We start from the raw sequence: 21,896 nt of genomic DNA, 5'->3' as shown, positions 1-21,896 counted from the left end.
CACATGCGTTTTGCTTTCATTTTTGCGCTGGTGCTGGGCGCCGTCCCCATGGGGGCGGTAGCGCAGGACGCGCAGACCCTCGCGGACATCCGGCAGGAACTGGTCGTTCTCAATACCGAGATGACCAAACTGCGGCGCGAACTGTCGACCACCGGCACCGCCGGTGCGGGCAGCACGCTCGCCGCCGGATCGGTGCTGGACCGTGTCGCCGCGATGGAAAGCGAATTGCAGCGCGTTACCGCGAAGGCCGAAGAACTCGAGTTCCGCATCAACCGCATTGTCGACGACGGCACGCGGCGGATCGCGGACCTTGAATTCCGTCTGCTGGAACTCGAGGGCGGGGACATCAGCACCTTGGGGGAAACCACGACTCTCGGCGGCGATGATCAGGCGCGCGCGCCTGCCCCCGCCGAGGCCCCTGTGGCGACAACCGACACACAGCTTGCCATTGGCGAGCGGGACGATTTCGAGCGGGCGCAGGAGGCGCTCGCATCCGGTGACTTTCGCACCGCCGCAGAGCAGTTTGCGTCCTTCAATCAGACCTATCCGGGTTCGCCCCTAGCGGCCGAGGCAGATCTGCGCCGGGGCGATGCGCTGGCGGGGGCGGGTGACACCCGCGAAGCGGCGCGCGCCTATCTTGCCAGTTTCGGTGCTGCGCCCACGGGGGCTGTCGCGCCGGAGACGCTGTTCAAGCTCGGCTCTTCGCTGGGCACGCTCGGCCAGACATCTGAGGCTTGCGTCACCCTTGCCGAAGTTCTGGTCAGGTTCCCCGACAGCCCCTTTGCTGCCACTGCCGTGGCGCGCCGGGCCGAACTGGGATGTTCTTGATCCCGTGACAGAGCCGCTGACCGGCGCTGTCCTGCGCGGTCTCGGAGACGCGCCGCCCCGCACTCTGGGCGTCGCGGTGTCCGGCGGTGGCGATTCCGCTGCCCTTTTGCACCTTCTTGCGACACAGAGCTGCTTCGGCGGTATAGCCCTGTCGGCTGCGACCGTGGATCACGGATTGCGCGAAGGCGCGGCTGCCGAAGCGGCACAGGTCGCGCAGCTGTGCGACAGTCTGGGCATTGCCCATACGACCCTGCGCTGGCGGGGGTGGGATGGCTCGGGCAATCTGCAGGATGAGGCCCGCAGGGCGCGCTACGGGTTGCTGGCGGATTGGGCAAAAAGCGCGGGTCTGGATGCCGTCGCACTGGGGCATACGCTGGAAGATCAGGCCGAAACGGTTGTCATGCGCCTTGCGCGGCGGTCCGGGGTCGACGGTCTGTCTGCCATGGCACCGCGCAGAACCCGCGAAGGGGTCGTCTGGCTAAGACCACTGTTGGACGTGCGCCGACAGGACCTGCGCGCGTATCTGGCGGGGAACTCCGTCGAGTGGATCGATGACCCGAGCAACGATGACCCGAGGTTCGAGCGGGTGCGAATCCGCCGCGCGCTGGCGCTGCTCGACGATCTGGGGGTGAGCGCCGCCGCGCTCTCGGAGGTATCCCAGCACATGCGCCAGGCGCAGGGCGCCTTGGCCGATGCGACCGCGCGGTTGGCGCGGGATGCGGTGCGGATCGAGGCAGGCTGCGTCGCGGTGGACTCCGCGCTGCTGCGCGCCGCGCCAGAGGAAATCCAGCGCCGCCTGTGGCGCGCCGTGCTGCGCTGGATCAGCGGTGCCGAATATGCGCCGCGCCGCACTTCACTGGAGGGGCTCACGCGCGCCGCGCGCGACGGCACGGCAGGAACGCTCGGCGGTGTGGCGCTGTGCAGCCGAAAGGACAAGGTTTGGGCATACCGCGAATACAATGCGGTTAGCGCGCTGCGGTCTGACGCCGCACGGGTCTGGGACACGCGCTGGCAGGTCAAGGGCAGTGATGGCGCGGGCGCCAACGCGGCACGGATCTGCGCACTTGGGCCCAATGGCTTGAAACAATGCGATAATTGGCGCGCACATGGCATCCCGCGCGCCGCCCTTCTGGGGCTGCCGGGCCTGTGGCACGATGACACGCTGGTCAGTGCACCGGTCGTAAAGCACCACCCGCAATGGCATTGGTCCCTCACAAGAAGTGCGGATGCCTTTATTGCGCAGCCATTATGACATTGAACTGACAGTCTTCATGTCTATCTTAAGGCCGTGGAGCGCAAGCCATCGCTTCCGAAACCGAAGTCAGGAGATTTTCCTTGGGTAACTTTCGCAATCTCGCCTTCTGGGCCGTCCTGCTGATCCTCGTCTTTTCGTTGTTCAATCTGTTCAACGGCGGATCCGGGGGCTTGCAGAACCGCGAGATCAGCTATTCCGAATTCGTGACCGCCGTCGAGAACGGCGATGTCAGCAATGTAACTCTCGACGGAGAGCAAGTTCGCTTCCGCCGTGCGGACGGGACCGATTACGTCACGATCCTGCCGACCGATGCGGAAATCACATCGCTGCTGATCGAGAACGACATCCCCGTGCGTGCCGAAAGCCAGCAGGAAAGCGGCTTGCAGACATTCCTCGTCTCGCTGCTTCCGATCCTTCTGCTGATCGGCGTATGGATCTACTTCATGAACCGCATGCAGGGCGGTGGTAAAGGCGGCGCCATGGGCTTTGGCAAGTCCAAGGCCAAGATGCTGACCGAAAAGCATGGCCGCGTGACCTTCGATGACGTGGCGGGCATCGACGAGGCCAAGGAAGAGCTCGAAGAGATCGTGGAATTCCTGCGCAACCCTCAGAAATTCTCGCGGCTGGGCGGCAAGATCCCCAAGGGCGCGCTGCTCGAGGGCCCTCCGGGCACCGGTAAGACGCTTCTGGCGCGCGCCATTGCGGGCGAGGCGGGTGTGCCGTTCTTCACCATCTCCGGTTCCGACTTTGTCGAGATGTTCGTGGGCGTCGGTGCCAGCCGTGTGCGCGACATGTTCGAACAGGCCAAGAAAAACGCGCCCTGCATCGTGTTCATCGACGAAATCGACGCGGTGGGTCGCCACCGTGGTGCCGGCTACGGCGGCGGTAATGACGAGCGCGAACAGACCCTCAACCAGTTGCTGGTCGAGATGGACGGTTTCGAGGCAAACGAAGGCGTCATCATCATTGCGGCCACGAACCGCAAGGATGTGCTTGACCCCGCGCTGCTGCGTCCCGGCCGTTTCGACCGTCAGGTGACCGTTGGCAATCCTGACATCAAGGGCCGCGAAAAGATCCTCGGGGTGCACGCGCGCAAGACGCCGCTTGGCCCGGACGTGGATCTGCGGATCATCGCGCGCGGGACGCCCGGGTTTTCGGGTGCCGATCTGGCCAACCTCGTGAACGAGGCGGCCCTGACCGCTGCGCGCCTTGGTCGTCGTTTCGTGGCGATGATGGATTTCGAATCCGCCAAGGACAAGATCATGATGGGGGCTGAACGCCGCTCCATGGTGCTGACACAGGATCAGAAGGAAAAAACCGCCTACCACGAGGCCGGACACGCCATTGTCGGCATCAAGCTGCCGAAATGTGATCCGGTCTACAAGGCGACGATCATTCCGCGCGGTGGTGCCTTGGGAATGGTGATGAGCCTTCCCGAGATGGACAAGCTCCAGATGTTCAAGGACGAAGCCGAGCAGAAGATCGCCATGACAATGGCGGGCAAAGCGGCCGAGATCTGGAAATACGGCGCGGAAACCGTTTCCTCCGGTCCGATGGGCGACATCATGCAGGCCAGCCAGCTGGCGCGCGGCATGGTCATGCGCATGGGCATGTCCGACAAGGTCGGCAACATCGACTATTCCGAAGCGGCGGCAGGCTATCAGGCCAATGGCGGGGCTGGCGGATTTTCGGTGTCGGCGGCCACCAAGGAGCTGATCGAAAGCGAAGTGAAGCGCATCATCGACGAAGGCTACCAGCGCGCCTACAGCATCATCGAAGAGAACGCCGAGCAGTTCGAGCGACTGGCGCAGGGCCTTCTGGAATACGAGACCCTGACCGGTGACGAGATCCAGCGCGTGATCGAAGGCAAGCCACCGCAGGCGCCGGAAGACGAGGACGACACGCCCGATAGCGGGTCGGCGCCCAGCGTCACGGCGATTCCGAAAGCGAAGGGAAAGAAAAGCCCACCTTCCGGTGGCGGTCTTGAGCCCGAACCCTCGGTCTGACCTTTCTGATGTCGAAAGAATCAGGCCCCGCGTTCTTCGCGGGGCCTTTTCTTTTGACACGCTCCCGCGCAGTGTCTCCGGGCATGCTTCGAGGACAGATATGCCCGCACTCATTCCCACGGATTACACCGCCACCATCACCTGGCTGGGTCTTGTGGCGGACCGCGCAGCCGGTTTGCGCGCCGCCCCCCGCGATACGCTGACGCTGGATTTCGCGGGTGCCGTAGGAGAGGACCACGGCGGGCTCACACGTCCTTCGTGCAGTCGCGTCACGTCCCAGCATCCGCGCGGGACCGAGATCGCGAATGTGCGGCAGCTGTGCGTGATGAGCGCCGAGGAAATCGCCGAAATTGCCGCCGCCATGGGGCTCGACACGCTCGACCCGTCCTACATGGGGGCGTCGATCGTGCTGGAGGGGTTGCCCGATCTCACCCATCTGCCCCCTTCCTCCCGCTTGCAGGCGCCGGACGGGGCGACGCTGGTCGTGGACATGGAAAACCGGCCTTGCCAGTTGCCCGCGCGCGAGATCGAAACGGATATGCCGGGGCTTGGCAAAGGGTTCAAGGCGGCGGCGCGGGGACGGCGCGGCGTGACCTGCTGGGTCGAGCGTCCGGGGCATCTGGCGGTGGGGACTACGGTACGGCTGCACATCCCCGATCAGCGGGCGTGGCGGCCCTGAGACCCAAGCATAGGGAAGCGGGGCGGCAAGCTGTTCCTTGCAGGTTTCGGAAAAGAAACCTCGCCCCCGAGAAAGCCGCAACCGCATTTGAATAGGTCGGAAAACAGACCTGCACAGTCTGGCGGCCCTTGTATGCAGGCGTCATAACCTGCCGCAACGGCACAGAATGGGGATCACCATGGCATTCAAAACCGACATCGAAATCGCACGCGAAGCGTCCAAACGCCCCATTCAGGAGATCGGCGCGAAGCTGGGCATCTCTGCGGACGATCTGCTGCCCTACGGGCACGACAAGGCAAAGGTATCGCAGTCTTTCATCAACTCGGTGCAGGACCGCGAGAATGGCAAGCTGATTCTCGTGACGGCGATCAACCCGACGCCCGCGGGCGAGGGCAAGACCACGACCACCGTCGGTCTGGGCGATGGTCTGAACCGCATCGGCAAGAACGCCTGCGTGTGCATCCGCGAGGCATCGCTCGGGCCGAACTTCGGGATGAAGGGCGGGGCGGCCGGTGGCGGCTACGCGCAGGTCGTGCCGATGGAGGAAATGAACCTCCACTTCACCGGGGACTTTCATGCGATCACCAGCGCGCACAACCTGCTGAGCGCGATGATCGACAACCACATCTATTGGGGCAACGAGCTGGAGATCGACCTGCGCCGCGTCGTCTGGCGCCGCGTGGTGGATATGAACGACCGTGCGCTGCGCCAGATCACGGCGAGCCTCGGCGGCGTCTCAAACGGGTTCCCGCGTGAGGCCGGTTTCGACATCACCGTCGCATCCGAAGTCATGGCGATCCTGTGTCTGGCAAAGAACCTCGACGATCTTCAGGACCGTCTGGGCGCGATGATCGTTGCCTACCGCCGCGACCGCAGCCCCGTCTATTGCCGCGACATCAAGGCGGACGGTGCGATGACCGTGCTGCTGAAAGACGCCATGCAGCCCAACATCGTGCAGACGCTGGAAAACAATCCCGCATTTGTCCACGGCGGCCCGTTTGCGAATATCGCCCACGGCTGCAATTCCGTGATCGCGACAACGACGGCGCTGAAGCTGGCGGACTATGTGGTGACCGAGGCCGGTTTCGGTGCCGATCTGGGGGCCGAAAAGTTCCTGAACATCAAGTGCCGCAAGGCGGGGCTTGCGCCCGCTGCGGTGGTGATCGTCGCGACCGTGCGCGCGATGAAGATGAATGGCGGCGTGGCCAAGGCCGATCTGGGCACCGAGAACGTCGACGCGGTCAAGAGCGGTTGCGCCAACCTTGGCCGCCACATCGAGAACGTGAAATCCTTCGGCGTGCCCGTGGTGGTCGCGATCAACCACTTCGTCACCGACACCGATGCCGAAGTGCAGGCGGTGAAGGATTACGTCGCCTCGCAGGGGTCGGAAGCGGTGCTGTCGCGCCACTGGGAGCTCGGTTCGGAAGGATCGGCGGATCTGGCGTGGAAAGTCGTCGAGACGATCGAGCGCGGAGAGGCGAATTTCGCACCCATCTATCCCGACGAAATGTCGCTGGCCGACAAGATCAATACCATCGCGACCAAGATCTACCGGGCCGACAGCGCGGTCATGGATCAGAAGATCCTCAACCAGCTCAAGGACTGGGAAGAGCAGGGATACGGCACGCTGCCGGTCTGCATGGCGAAGACGCAATACAGCTTTACCACCGACCCCGAGCGCCGCGGCGCGCCGACCGGATTTACCGTTCCGGTGCGTGAAGTGCGCCTTTCTGCCGGTGCCGGTTTCGTCGTCGCGATCTGCGGGGAGATCATGACGATGCCCGGTCTGCCGCGCAAACCCTCGGCGGAGGCGATCAAGCTGAACGCGGATGGCGACGTGGAAGGCTTGTTCTGAGCGGATTGGGCCAAGATACCCGGGGCGGAGGGATTGACCCTCCGCCCCGGGTCGCGCTTTGCGCGTGAGTTTAAAGGCAAAATAGAGAAGACGAAGGAGCATCCGGCATGGCTGCGACAGTGATTGACGGCAAGGAATTCGCGGCACGGGTGCGCGGGCGCGTGGCAGAACATGTGACCCGCCTGAAAGACAGCCACGGGATCACACCGGGCCTTGCGGTGGTGCTGGTGGGCGAAGACCCTGCCAGCCAGGTCTATGTCCGCTCGAAGGGGAAAATGACGGTCGAGGTCGGAATGAAATCCGTCGAGCACCGGTTGGAGGCCGATACATCCGAGGCGGATTTGCTGGCGCTGATCGAGCAGTTGAACAATGACGACGAGATTCACGGGATCCTTGTCCAGCTTCCGCTGCCCGGTCATCTGGACGAGGACGCGGTCATCAACTCGATCTCGCCCGAGAAGGATGTAGACGGATTTCACATCTCGAACGTGGGGCGTCTGGGCACCGGACAGAAAAGCATGGTGCCCTGTACCCCGCTTGGATGTCTGATGATGCTGCGCGACCATCACGGATCGATCTCCGGCATGGATGCGGTTGTGATCGGGCGCAGCAATATCGTGGGCAAGCCGATGGCGCAGTTGCTGTTGAACGACAGTGCGACGGTGACGATCGCGCATTCGCGCACGAATAACCTGGCCGACGTGGTGCGCCGCGCGGATATCGTGATCGCGGCAGTCGGCAGACCGCAGATGGTGCCCGGCGACTGGATCAAGCCGGGGGCGACGGTGATCGACGTGGGCATCAACCGGCTGGATGCGCCCGAGCGCGGCGAGGGCAAGACCAAGCTGGTCGGGGATGTCGATTACGAAAGCTGCGCCGCCGTGGCAGGCGCGATCACGCCCGTTCCGGGGGGCGTGGGGCCGATGACGATCGCCTGTCTGCTGGCCAATACCGTCACGGCCTGCTGCCGCGCCCATGGCGTGGAGGAGCCCGACGGCCTGACCGCCTGAGGCGCGCGCGGCAGAAAGCGATCTAGAGAAATCGGGACCGCCCCAGGCCGCTAGCGGGGAACCGGAACCATCGTGCCTTGCAAGATCGCAATCGGTGTCGATGTTCCGCCCGCTTCGGCGTGGACCTCGGCCGTCACCACGCAGAGCCTGCGGCCCGATTTGACCACGCGGCCGGTTGCGATCAGCCGGTCGCCACGGGCGGGGGCCAGCAGATTGATCTTGATCTCGGAGGTCACCACCTCTGTGTCGAGCGGCAGCATGGTCAGCGCCGCATAGCCCGCCGCGCTGTCACCGATGGAAAACGTCAGCCCCGCATGGCCGAAGCCCTGCTGCTGCGTCGCAAGATCGAGAACCGGGGCTGCAATGCGGACCAGCCCTTCGGAGACCTCGAGGATCTCGGCGCCGAGCGTTTGCATCATCTTCTGTGCCGCGAAGCTGTCTTTGATACGGGCGATGGCGTCTGGTGTCATGTCTACCTCGGCATGGGGATGGCGATGGGTGTCGGGCCGGTCAGGATGGCGCGGGCGTCGATATGCATGAGGTCGCGCAGAACCGGTGTTTGCACCCTCAGGCCGCCAGTATAGGTGCCATAGGCGGGCATCACCACACGGGTTTCGTCGATCAGGAAGGCAGGCCGCGTGATGGTGCGTCCGCGGGTCGGCACGCTGGCTTTCGGATGATAGTGGCCCGAGACTTCGCCGCGCCCGTCGGGCTGTGCAATGTGGCGGAAAACGAGAGGTCCGCAGGCAAACTCCGCCAGATGGCTGCCGCCGAATTCGACTGGGCCGGGATCATGATTGCCCTCGATCCAGATCCACTGGCGACCGGCCTGAAGCCGCAGGATCCAGTCCCGTTCGTCCTGCAACAGCGCGTCTGAGGCGGAGAGATCATCGAAACTGTCCCCCAGACAGATCACTGTCCTTGCCCCTGTCGATGCCAGATCCGTGGCAAGCCTGCCCAGTGTATCGCGTGTCTCGTAGGGGGGCAGGGACGCGCCGCCGCGTCTGGCGATCCGTTCGGATTTGCCAAGGTGCAGGTCACTGACCACCAGCAGGGACTGCTCTGGCCACCACAGTGCGCCAGAGCCCAACGCGCAAAGCTGTGCGCCACAGAGCGAAAAATCAAAACCCTTCATCCTGCGCAGGGATGGAACATTCTGCGAACGGAGGCAAGATCAAAGGCGTCGCGCAGCCCCCCCGTCTACCAGCCGACGCGCCACTTGGGTTTGTCGGACGGTGGTGGTGTGATCTGGTTCAGACCCGAGGTTTCCATCAGCCGCGCGGCTTCTTCCGCAAGCAGGCGTTCCTCGGCTTCGCCTTTGACGGGGACGCGCCCTGCCTCGAGGAAGAGAGGGGCGGACAGCGGGCTGACGCGATCGAGTGTCAGATGGTCGATACGGTCGCGGGTCCGCTCTAGCATTTCCTCGATCCGGCCGAAATCGACCAGCCCGCGCAGGGCCTCTTCGCGGGTGATGTCGAGCATCAGGTGGTCGGGATCGTATTTCGCCAGCGTATCGTACAGGATGTCGCTGCTGAACGTGGCCTGCCGCCCACTTTTGCGGGCCTGCGGGGTGTTGCGTTCTATCAGGCCCGCGATGGTTGCGGAGGCGCGGAAGGTCCGTTTCATCACGGCGTTCCCGGCAAGCCAGGTTTCGACACCGTCGTAGAGCGCCGTTGCGTCGACGAGTGCGTTTGCATCCGTCAGCCGGTCCAGCCCCCAGATCAGGGTGGCGTAGTCGGTGGCGACGAAACCCAGCGGGTGCAGGCCCATCTCCTCCATCCGCTTGGTCAGCAACAGGCCGAGGGTTTGTTGGCCATTGCGCCCCGCAAATCCGTAGACAACTGTCTGTTCGCGCCCGTCGTGGGGGAAGCTTTCGATCAGCAGGCGGCCCGGTTGGGGCAACTCGCTCACTTTCCGTTGCAGGGCAAGCCAGTCGGCGGTGTGGGCGGGCAATTCGGGCCAGCTGTCCTGGGTAAACATGCGCTGCACGCGGGCCGACAGCTGGGTGGAGGTTGCGAATTTCGTCCCCATGAAGGTGGCGATCTTGGGCTTCCTGGCGGCATCGCGCGACACTTCGACCGTCATTTCGCGCAGGCCCTCGTATTTGACGATCTGCCCGCCGATCAGGAACGTATCGCCCTTGGTCAGGGTCGCGGCAAAGCCTTCCTCGATCTCGCCAAGGGGCTTGCCGCCACGGTTGCGCTTCATCCGCACCTTCAGCGTGTCGGTGTCCTGGATGGTGCCGATGTTCATGCGGATGCGCTGTGCGGCGCGGGGATCGCGCAGCTGCCACAGACCGTCGGGGCGCTGGATCAGCCGTTGCCAGCGGTCGTAGGCGCGCAGGGCATAGCCGCCGGTCGCGCAGAAATCGAGGCAGCTGTCGAAGGCCGCACGGCTGAGATCGCTATAGGCTCCGGCGCTGCGAAACTCGGTAAAGAGCGCTTCGGCGTCGAAAGGGCCCGCGCAGGCGGTGATCAGGATGTGCTGGCACAGGACGTCCCGCGGGCCGCGGCCGCGTGGATCACCGTCGAGATCGCCTTCGAGCACCGCCTCGAGCGCCGCGATACATTCGACCACCTCGAAACGGTTTGCCGGCACCAGCAGCGCCTTCGAGGGCGCGTTATAGCGATGGTTCGCGCGCCCGATGCGTTGCACCAGCCGTTTGACGTTCTTCGGTGCGCCGATCTGGATCACCAGATCCACATCGCCCCAGTCGATCCCGAGATCGAGGCTGCCGGTGCAGACGATCGCGCGCAGATCGCCGCGCACCATCGCGGCTTCGACCCGTTCGCGTTGCTGCCGGTCGAGAGAGCCGTGGTGGATGCCGATGGGCAGGCTGTCCTCGTTCGCGAGCCACAGGTTGTGGAAGAAAATCTCGGCCTGTGCACGGGTGTTGTGAAAAATCAGCGTGGTGCGGTGCTTGCGGACCTCTTCGAGAACGGCGGGAATGGCGTAGGCCGCGCCACCGCCGGACCACGGCGGCGCCTCCTGGGTGCGCAGCATCGAGATGTCGGGCGGGGGACCGGGATCGGCCTGCAGGATCTCGCAGGGATCGGGGTGGCGGGCCATGAAATGCGCGATGGCTTCAGGATCCTCGACGGTGGCGGAAAGCCCGACGCGCTTCAGGTCGGGACAGAGGCTTTGCAACCGTGCGAGGGCCAGCATCATCTGGTCGCCGCGTTTCGATTCAGCGAGCGCGTGGATTTCGTCGATCACCACACGCTTGAGACCCGCGAACATGCGCGCCGCATCGGGGTAGGAGACGAGCAGCGCGAGGCTTTCGGGGGTTGTCAGGAAGATATGGGGCGGATCCGCGCGCTGACGCTTGCGGCGGGTTGCACTTGTGTCGCCGGTGCGCTCGTCGATCGTGATGGGCAGGCGCATTTCCTCGACCGGGGTGGTCAGGTTGCGCTTGATGTCGGCGGCCAGCGCCTTGAGCGGGGAGATGTAGAGCGTGTGCATCCCCTCGTGGTCGCCCGCCGCCAGATCGATGAGCGTGGGCAGAAACCCCGACAGCGTCTTGCCGCCCCCGGTTGGCGCGATCAGCAGAAGCGATGGCGCATCGGCGCGCGCGAGCATGGCGCGCTGGTGAGGGTGGATGGTCCAGCCTTTGGAGCTGAACCACTCGCTGAACTGGCGGGGCAAATCGCGCATGCCCCGACAGATAGCACCCGCCGGAACGGGGGCCAGCCCCCATCGCGCAAAGCGCGATTCCCCCGGAGTTTTCTGGCAAAGCAGAGAAGACCGGGGAGCGTGCGTTATTTCACGATATGCTCGTCCTTGACGAACATGTTGGCCCATGCGCGGTCGATAAGGTCGGGCCGCATCTGGTAGGGGATACCTTCGAATTCGCAGATCGCGATCATCTGGTCGATCAGGAAGATCGGCTGGTAGTTGGCGTAGGTGTTGTTGATCGTGGGATATTTGTTCTTCAGAAGATGGATGAGCGTCGCTTCGTCCAACGGCATCCCGCGTTTCTTTGCCACCATCGAGAAGATCTTGAGGAAGTTGGCCTGATTGGGGCCGTCGATCTTGATCTTGAAGAAGATACGGCGCAGGGCGGCCTGATCGAAGATCTCGTTGGGATGGAAGTTGGTCGAGAAGATCACCAGCGTGTCGAAGGGGACCTCGAATTTTTCGCCCGATTGCAGCGCGAGGATGTCCTTGGATTCTTCCAGAGGGACGATCCAGCGGTTGACGAGGCTCTGTGGAGGTTCGGCCTGACGGCCAAGGTCGTCCACAATGAAGATCCCGCCGGTGGATTTGAGCTGGAGCGGCGCCTGATAGGTGCGTGCGGTGGGGTTATAGACCAGATCGAGCATGTTGAGGCTGAGTTCACCGCCGGTAATCACCGTCGGGCGTTCGCAGCAGACATAACGGGCGTCAAAACGGGTCACCCGCCGCAGGGACGTGGGATCCTGCTCGGCCTGCGCAACCTCGTTGTGCACGATGGGGTCGAAGACGGTGATCACCTGGCTGGCGTATTCGATGGCGCGAGGCACGTAGACCTGATCGCCGAGGGCATCGCGGATGCCGTTGGAGATGGAGGATTTGCCGTTGCCGGGCGGGCCGTACATCAGGATCGAGCGTCCGGCGGAGACAGCGGGGCCGAGATTGTCGAGAAGATCATCGGGCAGGACCAGATGGCCCATCGCCCCTGTCAGCTGGGCACGGGTGATCTGCATGTTGCGCACCGACTGGCGTTTGACCTGCTCGCGGTAGACCGACAGCGGCACCGGCATCGGGCCGAAATATTCCGACTGCGCCAGCGCATCCATGGCGCGCGCCTTGCCGCTGTCGGTCAGCTGATAGCCCATCTCGCCGCCCTTTTCGGCGCTGAGTGTTCCCGTTGCCTCGAGCAGGCGCTGGGTGCGGCACATGTCCACCAACTCCTGCGTGACCGGGATTGGCAGGCAGATCGCCTTGCTGAGTTCGCTCACCATATCGACGTTCTGGCGGAAAATTGTCTTGAGGAGGATGTCGCGCATCATCACGATCGGCAGGCGCATCTCCTGCAGCGTCTTGGGGGGCGGTGGCGCGATGACGGCTGTTGTCGGGGCGTTCATTTGTTTTCCCTCTGCTCGAATGGGGTATTCCCAGACTGCTACGATAGGAAAATGGCGATTTTCAGGCGCCGTAGAAAAGTCCCAGACCAAGGTAGATCGCGAGGGTTGCGCCGAGCGCCAGTCCCATCGGGAATTTCTTTCCCTGCTCCCAGGACGTCCAGTGCGGGGCCAGACGGCGCAAGGGGGTCAGCCGGATGCCCCGGTGGGTGACGACCGCCGCGAGAAGCGCTGCGGTGAAGAGCCACATCAGCATCCTGAGGTCGCCCACGGCGATGAACGGTGCGGCGGCGGCGGCGAACTTGCTGTCCCCGGCGCCCATCGCACCGGCCATGTTCAGCACGAAGCCCACGATCAGCACCACCACGAGGCTGACCAAGCGCCACAGGTAGAGATCGAAGGGCAGGGCGGCCAGCCCCACGACGAGGAACACCGCGGTGAGCAACAGGTTGGCACCGTTCGTGATCTTCATCCGCGACATGTCGGTATAGGCCACGTAGAGGCAGATCGGCAGGACGAACGGAAAGAACCACAGCGCCTCGGTAACGGTCAGCGACATGGTCAACCCTCTAGGGCAGAGAGCGATCTCGACGCAGCCTCGAAGTGCTGGGGATGGGTTTCGATGGCGTCGCGCAGAAGCCCCTTGCCGGTTTCCACATCGCCTTGCTTGATCGCGGAGAGGGCAAGCGTGTGCAGAAGCTGCGCGCGCTCGGTCTGGTCCATGGGCACGACAGGCAGCGCATAGTTACGCTGCGCGCCGCGCGCGAGAACGAGGTTGTTCTTGGCCGTGAAGAGGCCGTTGTCCTGCGTTACGGCCTGCGTGAACAGACGCTCGGCGTCCTTGTAGTCGCCGCGTGTCAGTTTGGAATACCCCCAGTTGTTCAGAACCGGTGCGGGTTTTGTCGTCAGCCCCACGGCGGTTTCGTAGAAACTGTCGGCCTTCTTCCACTGTTGTTTGCTGTCGGCGACGATCGCCTCGAGGCGGTAGCGCGCGAATGTCTCGTGGGTGGGCGGGATCGACGAAAGGGTCTTTTCGGCGCGGTCCCAGTTGCCCGACCGGATCAGGGCATCGGCCAGTTCGACGCGGTCACTGTCGCCTGCACCTGTGACCGTCAGCGCGCGGTCCCATGCGACCACTGCTTCGTCGTAGCGGCGCGCGCGGACGAGGGACTGGGCCAGACCGCGATGGTTGTCGATGTTGTCGGCGTTGTCCTGAAGGGTCCGCTGGAAGTAGATGACCGCCTCGTTCGGGTCACCGACCGTCAACATCACATCGCCGAGGTTCGCCTCGTCGATGGCATTCACATCCTTGAAGGCGCGTTCGACGGTCTCGTCTGCGCTTTTCTCGGAACAGGCACCCAACAAAAGGGCGCCGGCGAAAACGGTGCTCAACACGGAAAAATGGCGCATGCTTGCGTCCCCTACTGCTTCTGCCTCATAAGGTGCGCCTTGGCCTTGTGATGCCCTGCCTATTTTTAGGTCAGAGCGTCGACCGGATCACGAAGTCAGCGGATCCACGGCGAACCAGTTTATAGTCTTGGTCATCCGGTAAAACAGTACCAGAGTTTTCTGTTTTTTCGAGTGCCAATCGAAGATTGTCACGAATTGAGACACTTTCGCCATTATCGAGGGCGAAAGCCTTGCGGAATATCTGGGTGGCATCGGCATTTTTGCCACGTTCCATCAGGACCACGCCGAGATTGTTCCAGATTTCGGGCTGGCTGTCGTCGCGCTCCAGCGCCCGGCGCAGCAAAAGCTCGGCTTGTCCCAGACGCCCGAGCCCAAGGTTCGCCGTGCCGAGACCGGACAGGATTTCGGCGTCGATACGGCCCCGATCGAGGGCCGCACGGTTGAATGATTTGATCGCCAGTTCGTATTCGCCTGCCGCCACCAGACGGTGGCCGACCTCGAGATTGTCGGCACCCGTCGCGCGGCGATCCACGCCGGGGGCATCCAGCGTGCTGGGTGCGCCCCTGCCGAACGGACCAAGGCCGCCCGATGAACAGGCGGCCAGACCGAGGGTCAGAATTAGGAGGAGACTGCGGCATGTGCCGCGTCTCGCCATTGCTTGCATTATTGTCCTGGTCCGCTCATTTCACCCAGTTTCGCGATACCCATTGCCGATGGACCCACAAGGATGACCAGCAGTGGCGGCACCGTCAGCATCATAGTGGCAAGTGTCATCTTGGTTGGCAACTTGTTTGCGGCTTCTTCGGCGCGCATCACGCGCTTGTCGCGCATTTCCGCGGCGTAGACCCGCAGAGCGTCGGCGATGGACGTACCGAAGGCCGCCGACTGGATCAGCACGGTCACGAAGGATGACACATCCTGCACGCCGCAGCGTGTGCCCATGTCGTTGAGGACAGTCACCTTGTCCTTACCGGCCTTCATCTCTTGGCTCACGACCTCGAATTCGTCCGACAGCGCGGCGTAGGAGGCGCGCAGTTCCTTGGCGACGCGGTTGATACACTGGTCGAGCGATTGACCGGCCTCGACGCAAACGAGCATCATATCCAGAGCATCGGGAAAGCCCTGTTCGATCTCTTCCTTGCGCGCCGCGACCCGCCGCGCGATCCAGTATTTGGGCAGCCAGTAACCGATCGCGCCGGGCCCGAGGGTCCACATGATGGTCTTTTGCGTGCTCATTTCTACTTCGTTGATGACGTTGGTATAGACGACACCGATGATCAGGCCGAGAATGCCAAGCGCCATTTGCGCGAAATAGAAGATCCGCACGGCATCGCGGCTTTGGTATCCGGCCTGACGCAGCTCAAGCTGTTTCTGGCTCAGCTCCTGGGTGTCTTTCGGCTCAAGGAACGTCGAAAACTTTTCGAGCTGGGCGTTGCCGTCTTTCTGGCGCAGCTTGGCCTGTGCGCCGTCCTTGCCGCCCCGCGGTGCTTTCGCGTCGCGCTTGAGCTTTTCCAGCGGGTCTTCGGGCTGGTTCAACATCAAGGCGACGGTGATCAGAACCATCACGACGCCGAGCACACCAAGGATGATGATCATCCCGAAAGGGCCGAGAACGCCGGAGATCTGTTGGTTGATGGCCTCAAACATGGTCGGTGCCTCTCAGACTTTGATATTTGTAAGCATGCGCATCACGAACAGGTTCAGCGCCAGGAAGATGCCCACGAAGAAACAGGCGGGGATGAAGTAGGGGGTATCCTTTACCTCGTCATAGTAGTGCGGATCACCGATATTGATCACGATCAGCGCCATCACGGGGAACCCGGAGAGGAACTTGCCCGACCATTTCGCTTCGGCCGTGATCGCCTTGACGCGGCGGAACAGGCGAAAGCGTGCGCGGATCACCTTGGCCAGACCGGCGAGGATTTCCGCGAGGTTACCACCCGATTGCTGCTGGATGGTCACAGCCACCGCGAGAAAGCGCAAATCCTGCATGTCCAGCCGTTCGGCCATATCCTTCAACGCTTCGCCCACGTCGCGGCCATAGGCGCTTTCGTCCGCGATCACCCCGAATTCGGATGCCAGCGGATCCTGGATTTCCTTCGACACGATCGAGATCGCGTTCGAGAACGGGTGCCCCACGCGCAGCGACCGCACCATCAGTTCGACCGCATCGGGAAGCTGTTCTTCGATCATCGACATCCGCTTGTTGGCCTTCATCGAGATCCAGAAGAACACCGCGCCGATGCCCATGCCGACCGACATGACAATCCGCACCGGCGCTTCGGTGGCTGTGCCGATGGTCAGGCCCATGAAGATCACGACCGAAAGCCCCGCCATCACCAGTATCAGCTGCTTTGGCGTGAAGGCGATGGCCGCCTTCTGCGCCTTGTCCGACAAAAGCGAATAGAGCGGGATCGTCCGCGCGTTCATGTGCTGGCGCATTTCCTTGCGCAGCTTATCCAGCACTTCTTCGCGGCGCTGGCCCTTTTCGAGCATCTCGAGGCGGCGGTTGACGCGGCTGTTGAGGCTGATCGACTTGCCGAAGGCGACAAGATACAGGCCTTCGACCAGCACCAGAACGCCGACGAAGATCAGGCCATAGATAATTGGTTCTGCACTCATTTTTCAGATCCTCGAGTAGCGGAGCGGTAGGGCGAAAAGGTCATGTCCCTATTCGGCCGCAACGGGTTCGTAGATGGACGACGGCAGATCGTAGCCCCACATGCGGAAGCGTTCCGCATAGTGGCTGCGCACACCGGTGGCGGTGAAATGGCCGATGATCTTGTTCTCGGGCGTCAGGCCGACGCGCTGGTAGCGAAAGATTTCCTGCATGGAGATCACATCGCCTTCCATACCGGTAATCTCGGTGATCGAGGTCATCCGGCGCGAGCCGTCCTGCAAGCGCGAGGCCTGCACGATCAGATTTACCGCCGACGAAATCTGGCTGCGCACAGCCTTCAACGGCATTTCGATCCCGGCCATGGCGATCATGTTTTCCAGACGGCTGACGCCGTCGCGGGCGGAGTTCGCGTGGATCGTGGTCATCGATCCGTCGTGGCCGGTGTTCATGGCCTGCAGCATGTCGATGACTTCCTCGCCGCGGGTTTCACCCACGATGATCCGGTCAGGGCGCATCCGCAGGGCGTTCTTCAGACAGTCGCGCGGCGACACCTCGCCCTTGCCCTCGACGTTCGGCGGGCGGCTTTCCATCCGGCCCACGTGGGTCTGCTGCAGCTGGAGTTCGGCCGTATCCTCGATGGTCAGGATGCGTTCGGCGTTGTCGATGAAAGACGACAGCGCGTTCAGCGTGGTCGTTTTACCCGAGCCCGTACCGCCCGAAACGATGATGTTCAGACGGGTCGCCACCGCGGCCTGAAGATAGGCGGCCATTTCCTCGGTGAAGGCACCGAACTGCACCAGATCGTCGATGCCCAGCTTGTCTTTCTTGAATTTACGAATGGAGACGAGGCTGCCGTCGACCGCGACAGGCGGCACCATCGCGTTGAAACGCGAACCGTCTTTCAGACGGGCGTCAACGTAGGGGTTGCTTTCGTCGACGCGACGGCCCACCGCGCTCACGATCTTGTCGATGATGCGCAGCAGGTGGCGCTCATCCTTGAAGGTGATGTCCGTCAGTTCCAGCTTGCCCGCGCGCTCCACGAAAATCTGCTGCGGACCGTTCACCAGAATATCGTTGACGCTGTCGTCTTTCAGCAGCGTCTCCAGCGGGCCAAGGCCGGTAACCTCGTCGTAGAGTTCGGAGTTCAGCTGGATCCGGTCCTCGCGTCCCAGAACGATGGATTTCTCGGCCAGCACCTCTGCCGAGATGGCGTTGATTTCCTGGCGCAGATCCTGTTCGGTCGCGTGCTCGAGCGCCGCGAGGTTGAGATTGTCGAGAAGCGCGCGGTGCAGATCGAGCTTGATCTCGCCCATGCGCTGCTTGCGCTTGAGTTCCTTGTCAGCCGGGGCCACCGCCGCAGGCTGGGGCGCACGGCGCGACACACCGGAAGGGACCGCAGGTTTTGCATCCGCGATCTTCGTGACCTTTTCCGGTGCAGGCTGGACCGATGAGGCTTCAGAGGTCTTCTTGTATTTGGAAAACATCGCGTTTCTCTTTCCTTCGACGATCAGGCCGCAGCGGCCTTGTCGTCTTTGAGGGTGTGGATTGAGGCTGCCAGTTTGGCGATTTCGCGGCGCAGCGGGCTTTTCGCGGCGGAAGAAGCCAGCGGCAATCCGTGGTCATTGGCCTGCGTGATCGGTTTGCCGCCGTCGGGCAGTTGCAGATCGATCGAAATATCAAGGCTTTCGGCCATCCGCTTCACGCGGCTCTTGGCGCTCAGATCGGTGAACTTCGGAGCACGATTGAGCACATAGCGCAGCTTTTCGATCGGCAGCTCCTCGGACTGGAGCGCGCGTTTGAAGCGCAGCGCGTTCTGCGCCGATCGCATGTCGAGTTCGAAGGTGGCGAAATAGATATGCGCCGATGACAGGACCGTTTCGGACCACTGCACCAGCGTCGATGGCATATCGACGATAACGTAATCGAACTGGTTCCGCGCCATATCGAGCACGCGCATGATGTCGTCGGAACTGACCAGATCGAGCGGCAGCATTTCGGTCGGCGCGGTCAGGACATGCAGCTTGTCTTCGAAGGTCACCAGCGCCTGTCCGAAAATCTCTTCGTCCATCGCTTCCGTGTCCGACAGCATTTCATAGACGACTTCGCGGCGGGGCAGATCAAGGAAGGTCGAAACCGATCCGTATTGCAGATCGAAATCCAGAATGCAGACCGAGGGGCTGTCTGTCTTGCTTACCGTTGCCAGTTCCCACGCAAGGTTGACGGCCAGGGTCGTGGCTCCGGTCCCGCCGGCGAGACCGTGCACGACGATGACCGCGCCATCGCGCTGGTTGCCCGCCTTCAGGTGAGGGCCGTCATGGGCGGCCACCGGAACCGGATCGGGCGTGCGGATGCGTTCGATCGCGCGGGCCAACTCGCCTTCGGGCAGGGGGTAGGGGACAAATTCGTCCGCGCCCTGACGCAGGAGCGAATGCAGCGCGCTCGGGGTCACATCCTCGGCGATCAGAATCACCTTGATGTCGCGTTTCTTGGCCTGTGTGATGATCTCGCTCATCAGGGGCAAATTGTCTTCGTCTGCGTCATCCATCGCCAGCGCGATGAATTCCATACCGTCGGCTTCGGGCTGTCCGAAGAAGGCAAGAGCTTCGGCAAATCCCAGATCGCCCCAGCTTTCACCGAGGGTGGCTTCCATATCCTCAATCAACAGATCGAAGTTCTGGACATCTCGACAGACAGTACAGGCCAGAATGGCCGCCTGTTCGGGTTGTGGCAGTGTGCTGCTCATAGCCTAAATCCTTCTACCAAAGGGCGTCATCTGCGGGTCGTAGCCGTTTCACGGCGTTCCGGGTGACCCGATCAAGTCCACCCCCTGCCGGCATATTTGTCCGGACAGAGCTTTTTCGTTGGGGAATATATCGCAGTGCTTTGGGGCGAGATTTGGGCCGAAATGCTTCCATTGTTGGATTTGGTGAAACGATGGCGGCAAAAACGCAGGATTGGTCAGAGCGGGCAGGGCGCCCGGAAACAATGAAAAAGCCGCGAACGAATCGCGGCTTTTTGAAAGATGTAACTGTTTTTCAGCGGTTTAGTTTTCGGTGACAGATCCGACTTCGGCAGTAGACAGTGTCGATGCCGGTACCGCGCTCTGAACATAATCGCGGTAGATGATCTGCGCGTACTTGCCGTCCAGAACGGTGGGGTGGCGCTGCACGAAACCGCTGACCTCGGTCACGGTTCTGCGGTTCCTGCGCTCGCGTCCTTGCGTTACGACCAGCGGCTGTGTTTCTCCGAAGGAAACGACCGCTTCAAGACGGTTGCGGCTGATGCCCATTCCCACGAGATAGCCCACGACTGCCTGCGCCCGCTGAAGGCCAAGCCGCTTGTTGTAGGCATCCGATCCTACCATGTCGGTGTGGCCATACACCTTGAAGCGTACTTCGGGGAATTGTTTGATCCAGCCCGCCTGACGCCGCAGGATGACCTGCGCTTCGGGGCCGATTGCGGCGGAGTTGAACGCGAAGTTCACGGTACTGTCGACTTCGGCGGCAAAGCGTTGCGCGAGATCGAAGGTGTACTGGCGCTCTCCGGTCATGACGAGCTTGTTGTTGAGCGTCGCGTTTCCGAAGCCGCCCGTGTCCAGCAGCAGTCCCGCTTCTTGATGGAACTGGGTATAGACGGGATCGTTCGAGGTGCCGCATGCTGCCAGTCCAAGCAGGGCGGTGGTCAGGCCGAAGGCTCCGAATGTTCTGGCAAGTGCTCTTTGCATGTCGTCAATCCAATACATAGCCATAAGAGCCGGTAAAGTCCTGCTTGGCAACCTCGCCCGCGGCGCCCTTCTGGGGGGTGCGGGTTCCGGCTGCGGTCCGGCCGTAGAGGAAAAGATCCTTTTCGGTCGGTGGCTTGATCCGGTCGGTGGGCAGGGCCAGCGCTTCGCCGCGGACGGGTGTCACAAGGTGCGCACTGATGATGATTACCAGCTCGGTCTGGCTGCGCTGGTAGTCGGCGCTGCGGAACAGCGCGCCCAGTACCGGCACATCGCCGATCCATGGCAGCTGCGAAGAGTTGTCGCTGAAGTCGTCCTGAAGCAGACCGGCGATTGCAAAGCTTTCGCCATCGCGCATCTCGACGGTGGTCGAGGTTTCACGGCGCGAGAAGGCCGCGACGGAGAAACCGCCGTCCAGCGTGATCCCGTTCGACGGGTCAATCGCCGATACAGCCGCCTTGAGCTCGAGGTTTATCAGTTCCTTGTCCACGACACGGGGGATGAAGGACAGTTCGACACCGAACGGTTTGAACTCGATCGAGGTCGTATTGTTGTCCTGCGCGACCGGAATGGGATATTCCCCACCGGCAAGGAATTTCGCCTCCTGACCGGAAAGCGCGGTCAGGTTCGGTTCCGCGAGGAAACGGACAACGCCTTTGCTTTCAAGGGCTTCCAGAAGGATGCCGACCTGCGTCGATCCGGCATTGAAGCCGAACAGAACGGCGCCGGTGTTCGTGTTTGCGGCGGGCAGGGTGCCCGCGAGCGCGCCGGTCGATCCGCCGGAGGTTGCCAGGGTTCCGGTGCCGCCGCGCACACCGACATCACTGCCGATCCCGCCGCCGAGGGCGAGAGAGGAGCTGAGCGATTTCGAAACCGAACGCTGCATTTCGGCAAAGCGTACCTTCAGCATGACCTGCTGGATGCCGCCGACGCTCATCAGGTTCGACACGCGGTCGGGCGCGTAACGCTGCGCCAGATCCAATGCGCGTTGCAGTTTTTGCGAGGACGAAACGATGCCCGACAGCACGATACCGTCATTGGCCGACCGCACGTCGATCCGTTCACCGGGCAGGATCTGCCGCAGACGTTCCTTGAATTCGGAAAGATCAGGGATGACCTGCACTTCCACGTTGGTGATCAACCGACCGGCTCCATCGAAGAGCGTCAGGGTCGTGATCCCGGGCGACTTGCCCAGAACGTAGATCGTGCGATCCGAGAGCGATGAAAGATCGGCGATGCCGGGATTGGCGATGCTCAGCTCTGCGAAGGGTGTGTCGCTTTCGACCACGACTGCACGGTTGAGAGGCACAGACAAACGGGTACTGGTTCCGCTTTTGACAACGCGCAATGCATCTGCCTGTGCAATGGTAGGAGCGGTCATCGCAAGCGAGGATACACTCAGAGTCAGCCCAAGCAGGGCTGCTTTCAGGAATCTGTCGATTTTCATGT

At 62.5% G+C, this 21,896-nt stretch carries 19 protein-coding genes; 6 read left to right on the top strand and 13 right to left on the bottom strand.

Going from position 1 to position 21,896, the window contains the following annotated elements:
- The first annotated feature begins 3 nt into the window (after positions 1-3).
- From ybgF to folD, 6 genes are all read left to right on the top strand, one after another.
- Complete coding sequence (gene ybgF, locus ABMC89_RS07160; protein WP_349566633.1) at positions 4-828, top strand: tol-pal system protein YbgF; 825 nt, start codon at positions 4-6, stop codon at positions 826-828.
- Positions 782-2,080 carry a tRNA lysidine(34) synthetase TilS gene (gene tilS, locus ABMC89_RS07155; RefSeq protein ID WP_349566631.1) on the top strand — a complete coding sequence of 433 codons (1,299 nt, stop codon included), beginning with the start codon at positions 782-784 and terminating at the stop codon, positions 2,078-2,080. The genes ybgF and tilS overlap by 47 nt, the downstream gene beginning before the upstream one ends.
- An 83-nt stretch (positions 2,081-2,163) precedes the next feature.
- Positions 2,164-4,089: an ATP-dependent zinc metalloprotease FtsH gene (gene ftsH, locus ABMC89_RS07150; protein ID WP_349566629.1), complete on the top strand. Its 1,926-nt coding sequence runs from the start codon at positions 2,164-2,166 to the stop codon at positions 4,087-4,089.
- Between the two features lie 100 nt (positions 4,090-4,189).
- Positions 4,190-4,768 carry an MOSC domain-containing protein gene (locus ABMC89_RS07145; protein ID WP_349566627.1) on the top strand — a complete coding sequence of 193 codons (579 nt, stop codon included), beginning with the start codon at positions 4,190-4,192 and terminating at the stop codon, positions 4,766-4,768.
- Positions 4,769-4,946: 178 nt separating this feature from the next.
- The gene (locus ABMC89_RS07140) at positions 4,947-6,623 is read left to right on the top strand and encodes a formate--tetrahydrofolate ligase (RefSeq protein WP_349566625.1); all 1,677 of its coding nucleotides are present in this window, start codon (positions 4,947-4,949) and stop codon (positions 6,621-6,623) included.
- A 107-nt stretch (positions 6,624-6,730) separates the two neighbouring features.
- Positions 6,731-7,633, top strand: coding sequence for a bifunctional methylenetetrahydrofolate dehydrogenase/methenyltetrahydrofolate cyclohydrolase FolD (gene folD / locus ABMC89_RS07135; protein ID WP_349566623.1), 903 nt, complete (start codon positions 6,731-6,733; stop codon positions 7,631-7,633).
- Between the two features lie 50 nt (positions 7,634-7,683).
- Here folD and ABMC89_RS07130 read toward each other — a convergent pair whose 3' ends face one another.
- The 13 genes from ABMC89_RS07130 to ABMC89_RS07070 form a co-directional block, all read right to left on the bottom strand.
- The gene (locus ABMC89_RS07130) at positions 7,684-8,103 is read right to left on the bottom strand and encodes a PaaI family thioesterase (RefSeq protein ID WP_349566621.1); all 420 of its coding nucleotides are present in this window, start codon (positions 8,101-8,103) and stop codon (positions 7,684-7,686) included.
- A gap of 2 nt (positions 8,104-8,105) precedes the next feature.
- Complete coding sequence (gene pdeM, locus ABMC89_RS07125) at positions 8,106-8,768, bottom strand: ligase-associated DNA damage response endonuclease PdeM (protein ID WP_349566620.1); 663 nt, start codon at positions 8,766-8,768, stop codon at positions 8,106-8,108.
- Positions 8,769-8,833: 65 nt separating this feature from the next.
- Positions 8,834-11,287: a ligase-associated DNA damage response DEXH box helicase gene (locus tag ABMC89_RS07120; RefSeq protein WP_349566619.1), complete on the bottom strand. Its 2,454-nt coding sequence runs from the start codon at positions 11,285-11,287 to the stop codon at positions 8,834-8,836.
- Positions 11,288-11,391: 104 nt separating this feature from the next.
- On the bottom strand, positions 11,392-12,699 hold the full coding sequence (locus tag ABMC89_RS07115) for a DUF8689 domain-containing protein (RefSeq protein WP_349566618.1): 1,308 nt from the start codon (positions 12,697-12,699) through the stop codon (positions 11,392-11,394).
- A gap of 61 nt (positions 12,700-12,760) precedes the next feature.
- Positions 12,761-13,255: a prepilin peptidase gene (locus ABMC89_RS07110; protein ID WP_349566617.1), complete on the bottom strand. Its 495-nt coding sequence runs from the start codon at positions 13,253-13,255 to the stop codon at positions 12,761-12,763.
- A 2-nt stretch (positions 13,256-13,257) separates the two neighbouring features.
- On the bottom strand, positions 13,258-14,106 hold the full coding sequence (locus tag ABMC89_RS07105; RefSeq protein ID WP_349566616.1) for a tetratricopeptide repeat protein: 849 nt from the start codon (positions 14,104-14,106) through the stop codon (positions 13,258-13,260).
- Positions 14,107-14,176: 70 nt separating this feature from the next.
- A complete protein-coding gene (locus tag ABMC89_RS07100; RefSeq protein WP_439655642.1) occupies positions 14,177-14,770 on the bottom strand; it encodes a tetratricopeptide repeat protein in 594 nt (197 codons plus the stop codon).
- Complete coding sequence (locus tag ABMC89_RS07095; RefSeq protein WP_349566615.1) at positions 14,770-15,753, bottom strand: type II secretion system F family protein; 984 nt, start codon at positions 15,751-15,753, stop codon at positions 14,770-14,772. Before ABMC89_RS07095 ends, ABMC89_RS07100 begins: the two co-directional genes overlap by 1 nt.
- A gap of 12 nt (positions 15,754-15,765) precedes the next feature.
- Positions 15,766-16,728: a type II secretion system F family protein gene (locus tag ABMC89_RS07090; protein WP_349566614.1), complete on the bottom strand. Its 963-nt coding sequence runs from the start codon at positions 16,726-16,728 to the stop codon at positions 15,766-15,768.
- A gap of 48 nt (positions 16,729-16,776) precedes the next feature.
- Positions 16,777-18,210 (bottom strand): TadA family conjugal transfer-associated ATPase, encoded by a 1,434-nt coding sequence (locus ABMC89_RS07085; protein ID WP_349566613.1) that lies wholly within the window; start codon positions 18,208-18,210, stop codon positions 16,777-16,779.
- A 23-nt stretch (positions 18,211-18,233) separates the two neighbouring features.
- On the bottom strand, positions 18,234-19,469 hold the full coding sequence (locus ABMC89_RS07080; protein WP_349566612.1) for a CpaE/TadZ family protein: 1,236 nt from the start codon (positions 19,467-19,469) through the stop codon (positions 18,234-18,236).
- A gap of 300 nt (positions 19,470-19,769) precedes the next feature.
- On the bottom strand, positions 19,770-20,468 hold the full coding sequence (locus ABMC89_RS07075) for an OmpA family protein (RefSeq protein WP_439655641.1): 699 nt from the start codon (positions 20,466-20,468) through the stop codon (positions 19,770-19,772).
- A complete protein-coding gene (locus ABMC89_RS07070) occupies positions 20,455-21,894 on the bottom strand; it encodes a type II and III secretion system protein family protein (protein WP_349566610.1) in 1,440 nt (479 codons plus the stop codon). Before ABMC89_RS07070 ends, ABMC89_RS07075 begins: the two co-directional genes overlap by 14 nt.
- Positions 21,895-21,896 lie beyond the last annotated feature (2 nt).

Origin of the sequence: Sulfitobacter sp. HNIBRBA3233 (genome assembly GCF_040149665.1) — a bacterium.
GTDB lineage: Bacteria > Pseudomonadota > Alphaproteobacteria > Rhodobacterales > Rhodobacteraceae > Sulfitobacter > Sulfitobacter marinivivus.
This window is presented reverse-complemented; position numbering and strand designations above follow the sequence as displayed.

What these genes read in the sequence shown, in the direction of transcription:
- ybgF (WP_349566633.1), top strand. Translation starts at nt 4, where the DNA reads ATGCGTTTTGCTTTCATTTTTGCGCTGGTGCTGGGCGCCGTCCCCATG.
- ABMC89_RS07145 (WP_349566627.1), top strand. Translation starts at nt 4,190, where the DNA reads ATGCCCGCACTCATTCCCACGGATTACACCGCCACCATCACCTGGCTG.
- ABMC89_RS07140 (WP_349566625.1), top strand. Translation starts at nt 4,947, where the DNA reads ATGGCATTCAAAACCGACATCGAAATCGCACGCGAAGCGTCCAAACGC.
- folD (WP_349566623.1), top strand. Translation starts at nt 6,731, where the DNA reads ATGGCTGCGACAGTGATTGACGGCAAGGAATTCGCGGCACGGGTGCGC.
- ABMC89_RS07130 (WP_349566621.1), bottom strand. Translation starts at nt 8,103, where the DNA reads ATGACACCAGACGCCATCGCCCGTATCAAAGACAGCTTCGCGGCACAG.
- pdeM (WP_349566620.1), bottom strand. Translation starts at nt 8,768, where the DNA reads ATGAAGGGTTTTGATTTTTCGCTCTGTGGCGCACAGCTTTGCGCGTTG.
- ABMC89_RS07120 (WP_349566619.1), bottom strand. Translation starts at nt 11,287, where the DNA reads ATGCGCGATTTGCCCCGCCAGTTCAGCGAGTGGTTCAGCTCCAAAGGC.
- ABMC89_RS07115 (WP_349566618.1), bottom strand. Translation starts at nt 12,699, where the DNA reads ATGAACGCCCCGACAACAGCCGTCATCGCGCCACCGCCCCCCAAGACG.
- ABMC89_RS07110 (WP_349566617.1), bottom strand. Translation starts at nt 13,255, where the DNA reads ATGTCGCTGACCGTTACCGAGGCGCTGTGGTTCTTTCCGTTCGTCCTG.
- ABMC89_RS07105 (WP_349566616.1), bottom strand. Translation starts at nt 14,106, where the DNA reads ATGCGCCATTTTTCCGTGTTGAGCACCGTTTTCGCCGGCGCCCTTTTG.
- ABMC89_RS07100 (WP_439655642.1), bottom strand. Translation starts at nt 14,770, where the DNA reads ATGCAAGCAATGGCGAGACGCGGCACATGCCGCAGTCTCCTCCTAATT.
- ABMC89_RS07095 (WP_349566615.1), bottom strand. Translation starts at nt 15,753, where the DNA reads ATGTTTGAGGCCATCAACCAACAGATCTCCGGCGTTCTCGGCCCTTTC.
- ABMC89_RS07090 (WP_349566614.1), bottom strand. Translation starts at nt 16,728, where the DNA reads ATGAGTGCAGAACCAATTATCTATGGCCTGATCTTCGTCGGCGTTCTG.
- ABMC89_RS07085 (WP_349566613.1), bottom strand. Translation starts at nt 18,210, where the DNA reads ATGTTTTCCAAATACAAGAAGACCTCTGAAGCCTCATCGGTCCAGCCT.
- ABMC89_RS07080 (WP_349566612.1), bottom strand. Translation starts at nt 19,469, where the DNA reads ATGAGCAGCACACTGCCACAACCCGAACAGGCGGCCATTCTGGCCTGT.
- ABMC89_RS07075 (WP_439655641.1), bottom strand. Translation starts at nt 20,468, where the DNA reads ATGTATTGGATTGACGACATGCAAAGAGCACTTGCCAGAACATTCGGA.
- ABMC89_RS07070 (WP_349566610.1), bottom strand. Translation starts at nt 21,894, where the DNA reads ATGAAAATCGACAGATTCCTGAAAGCAGCCCTGCTTGGGCTGACTCTG.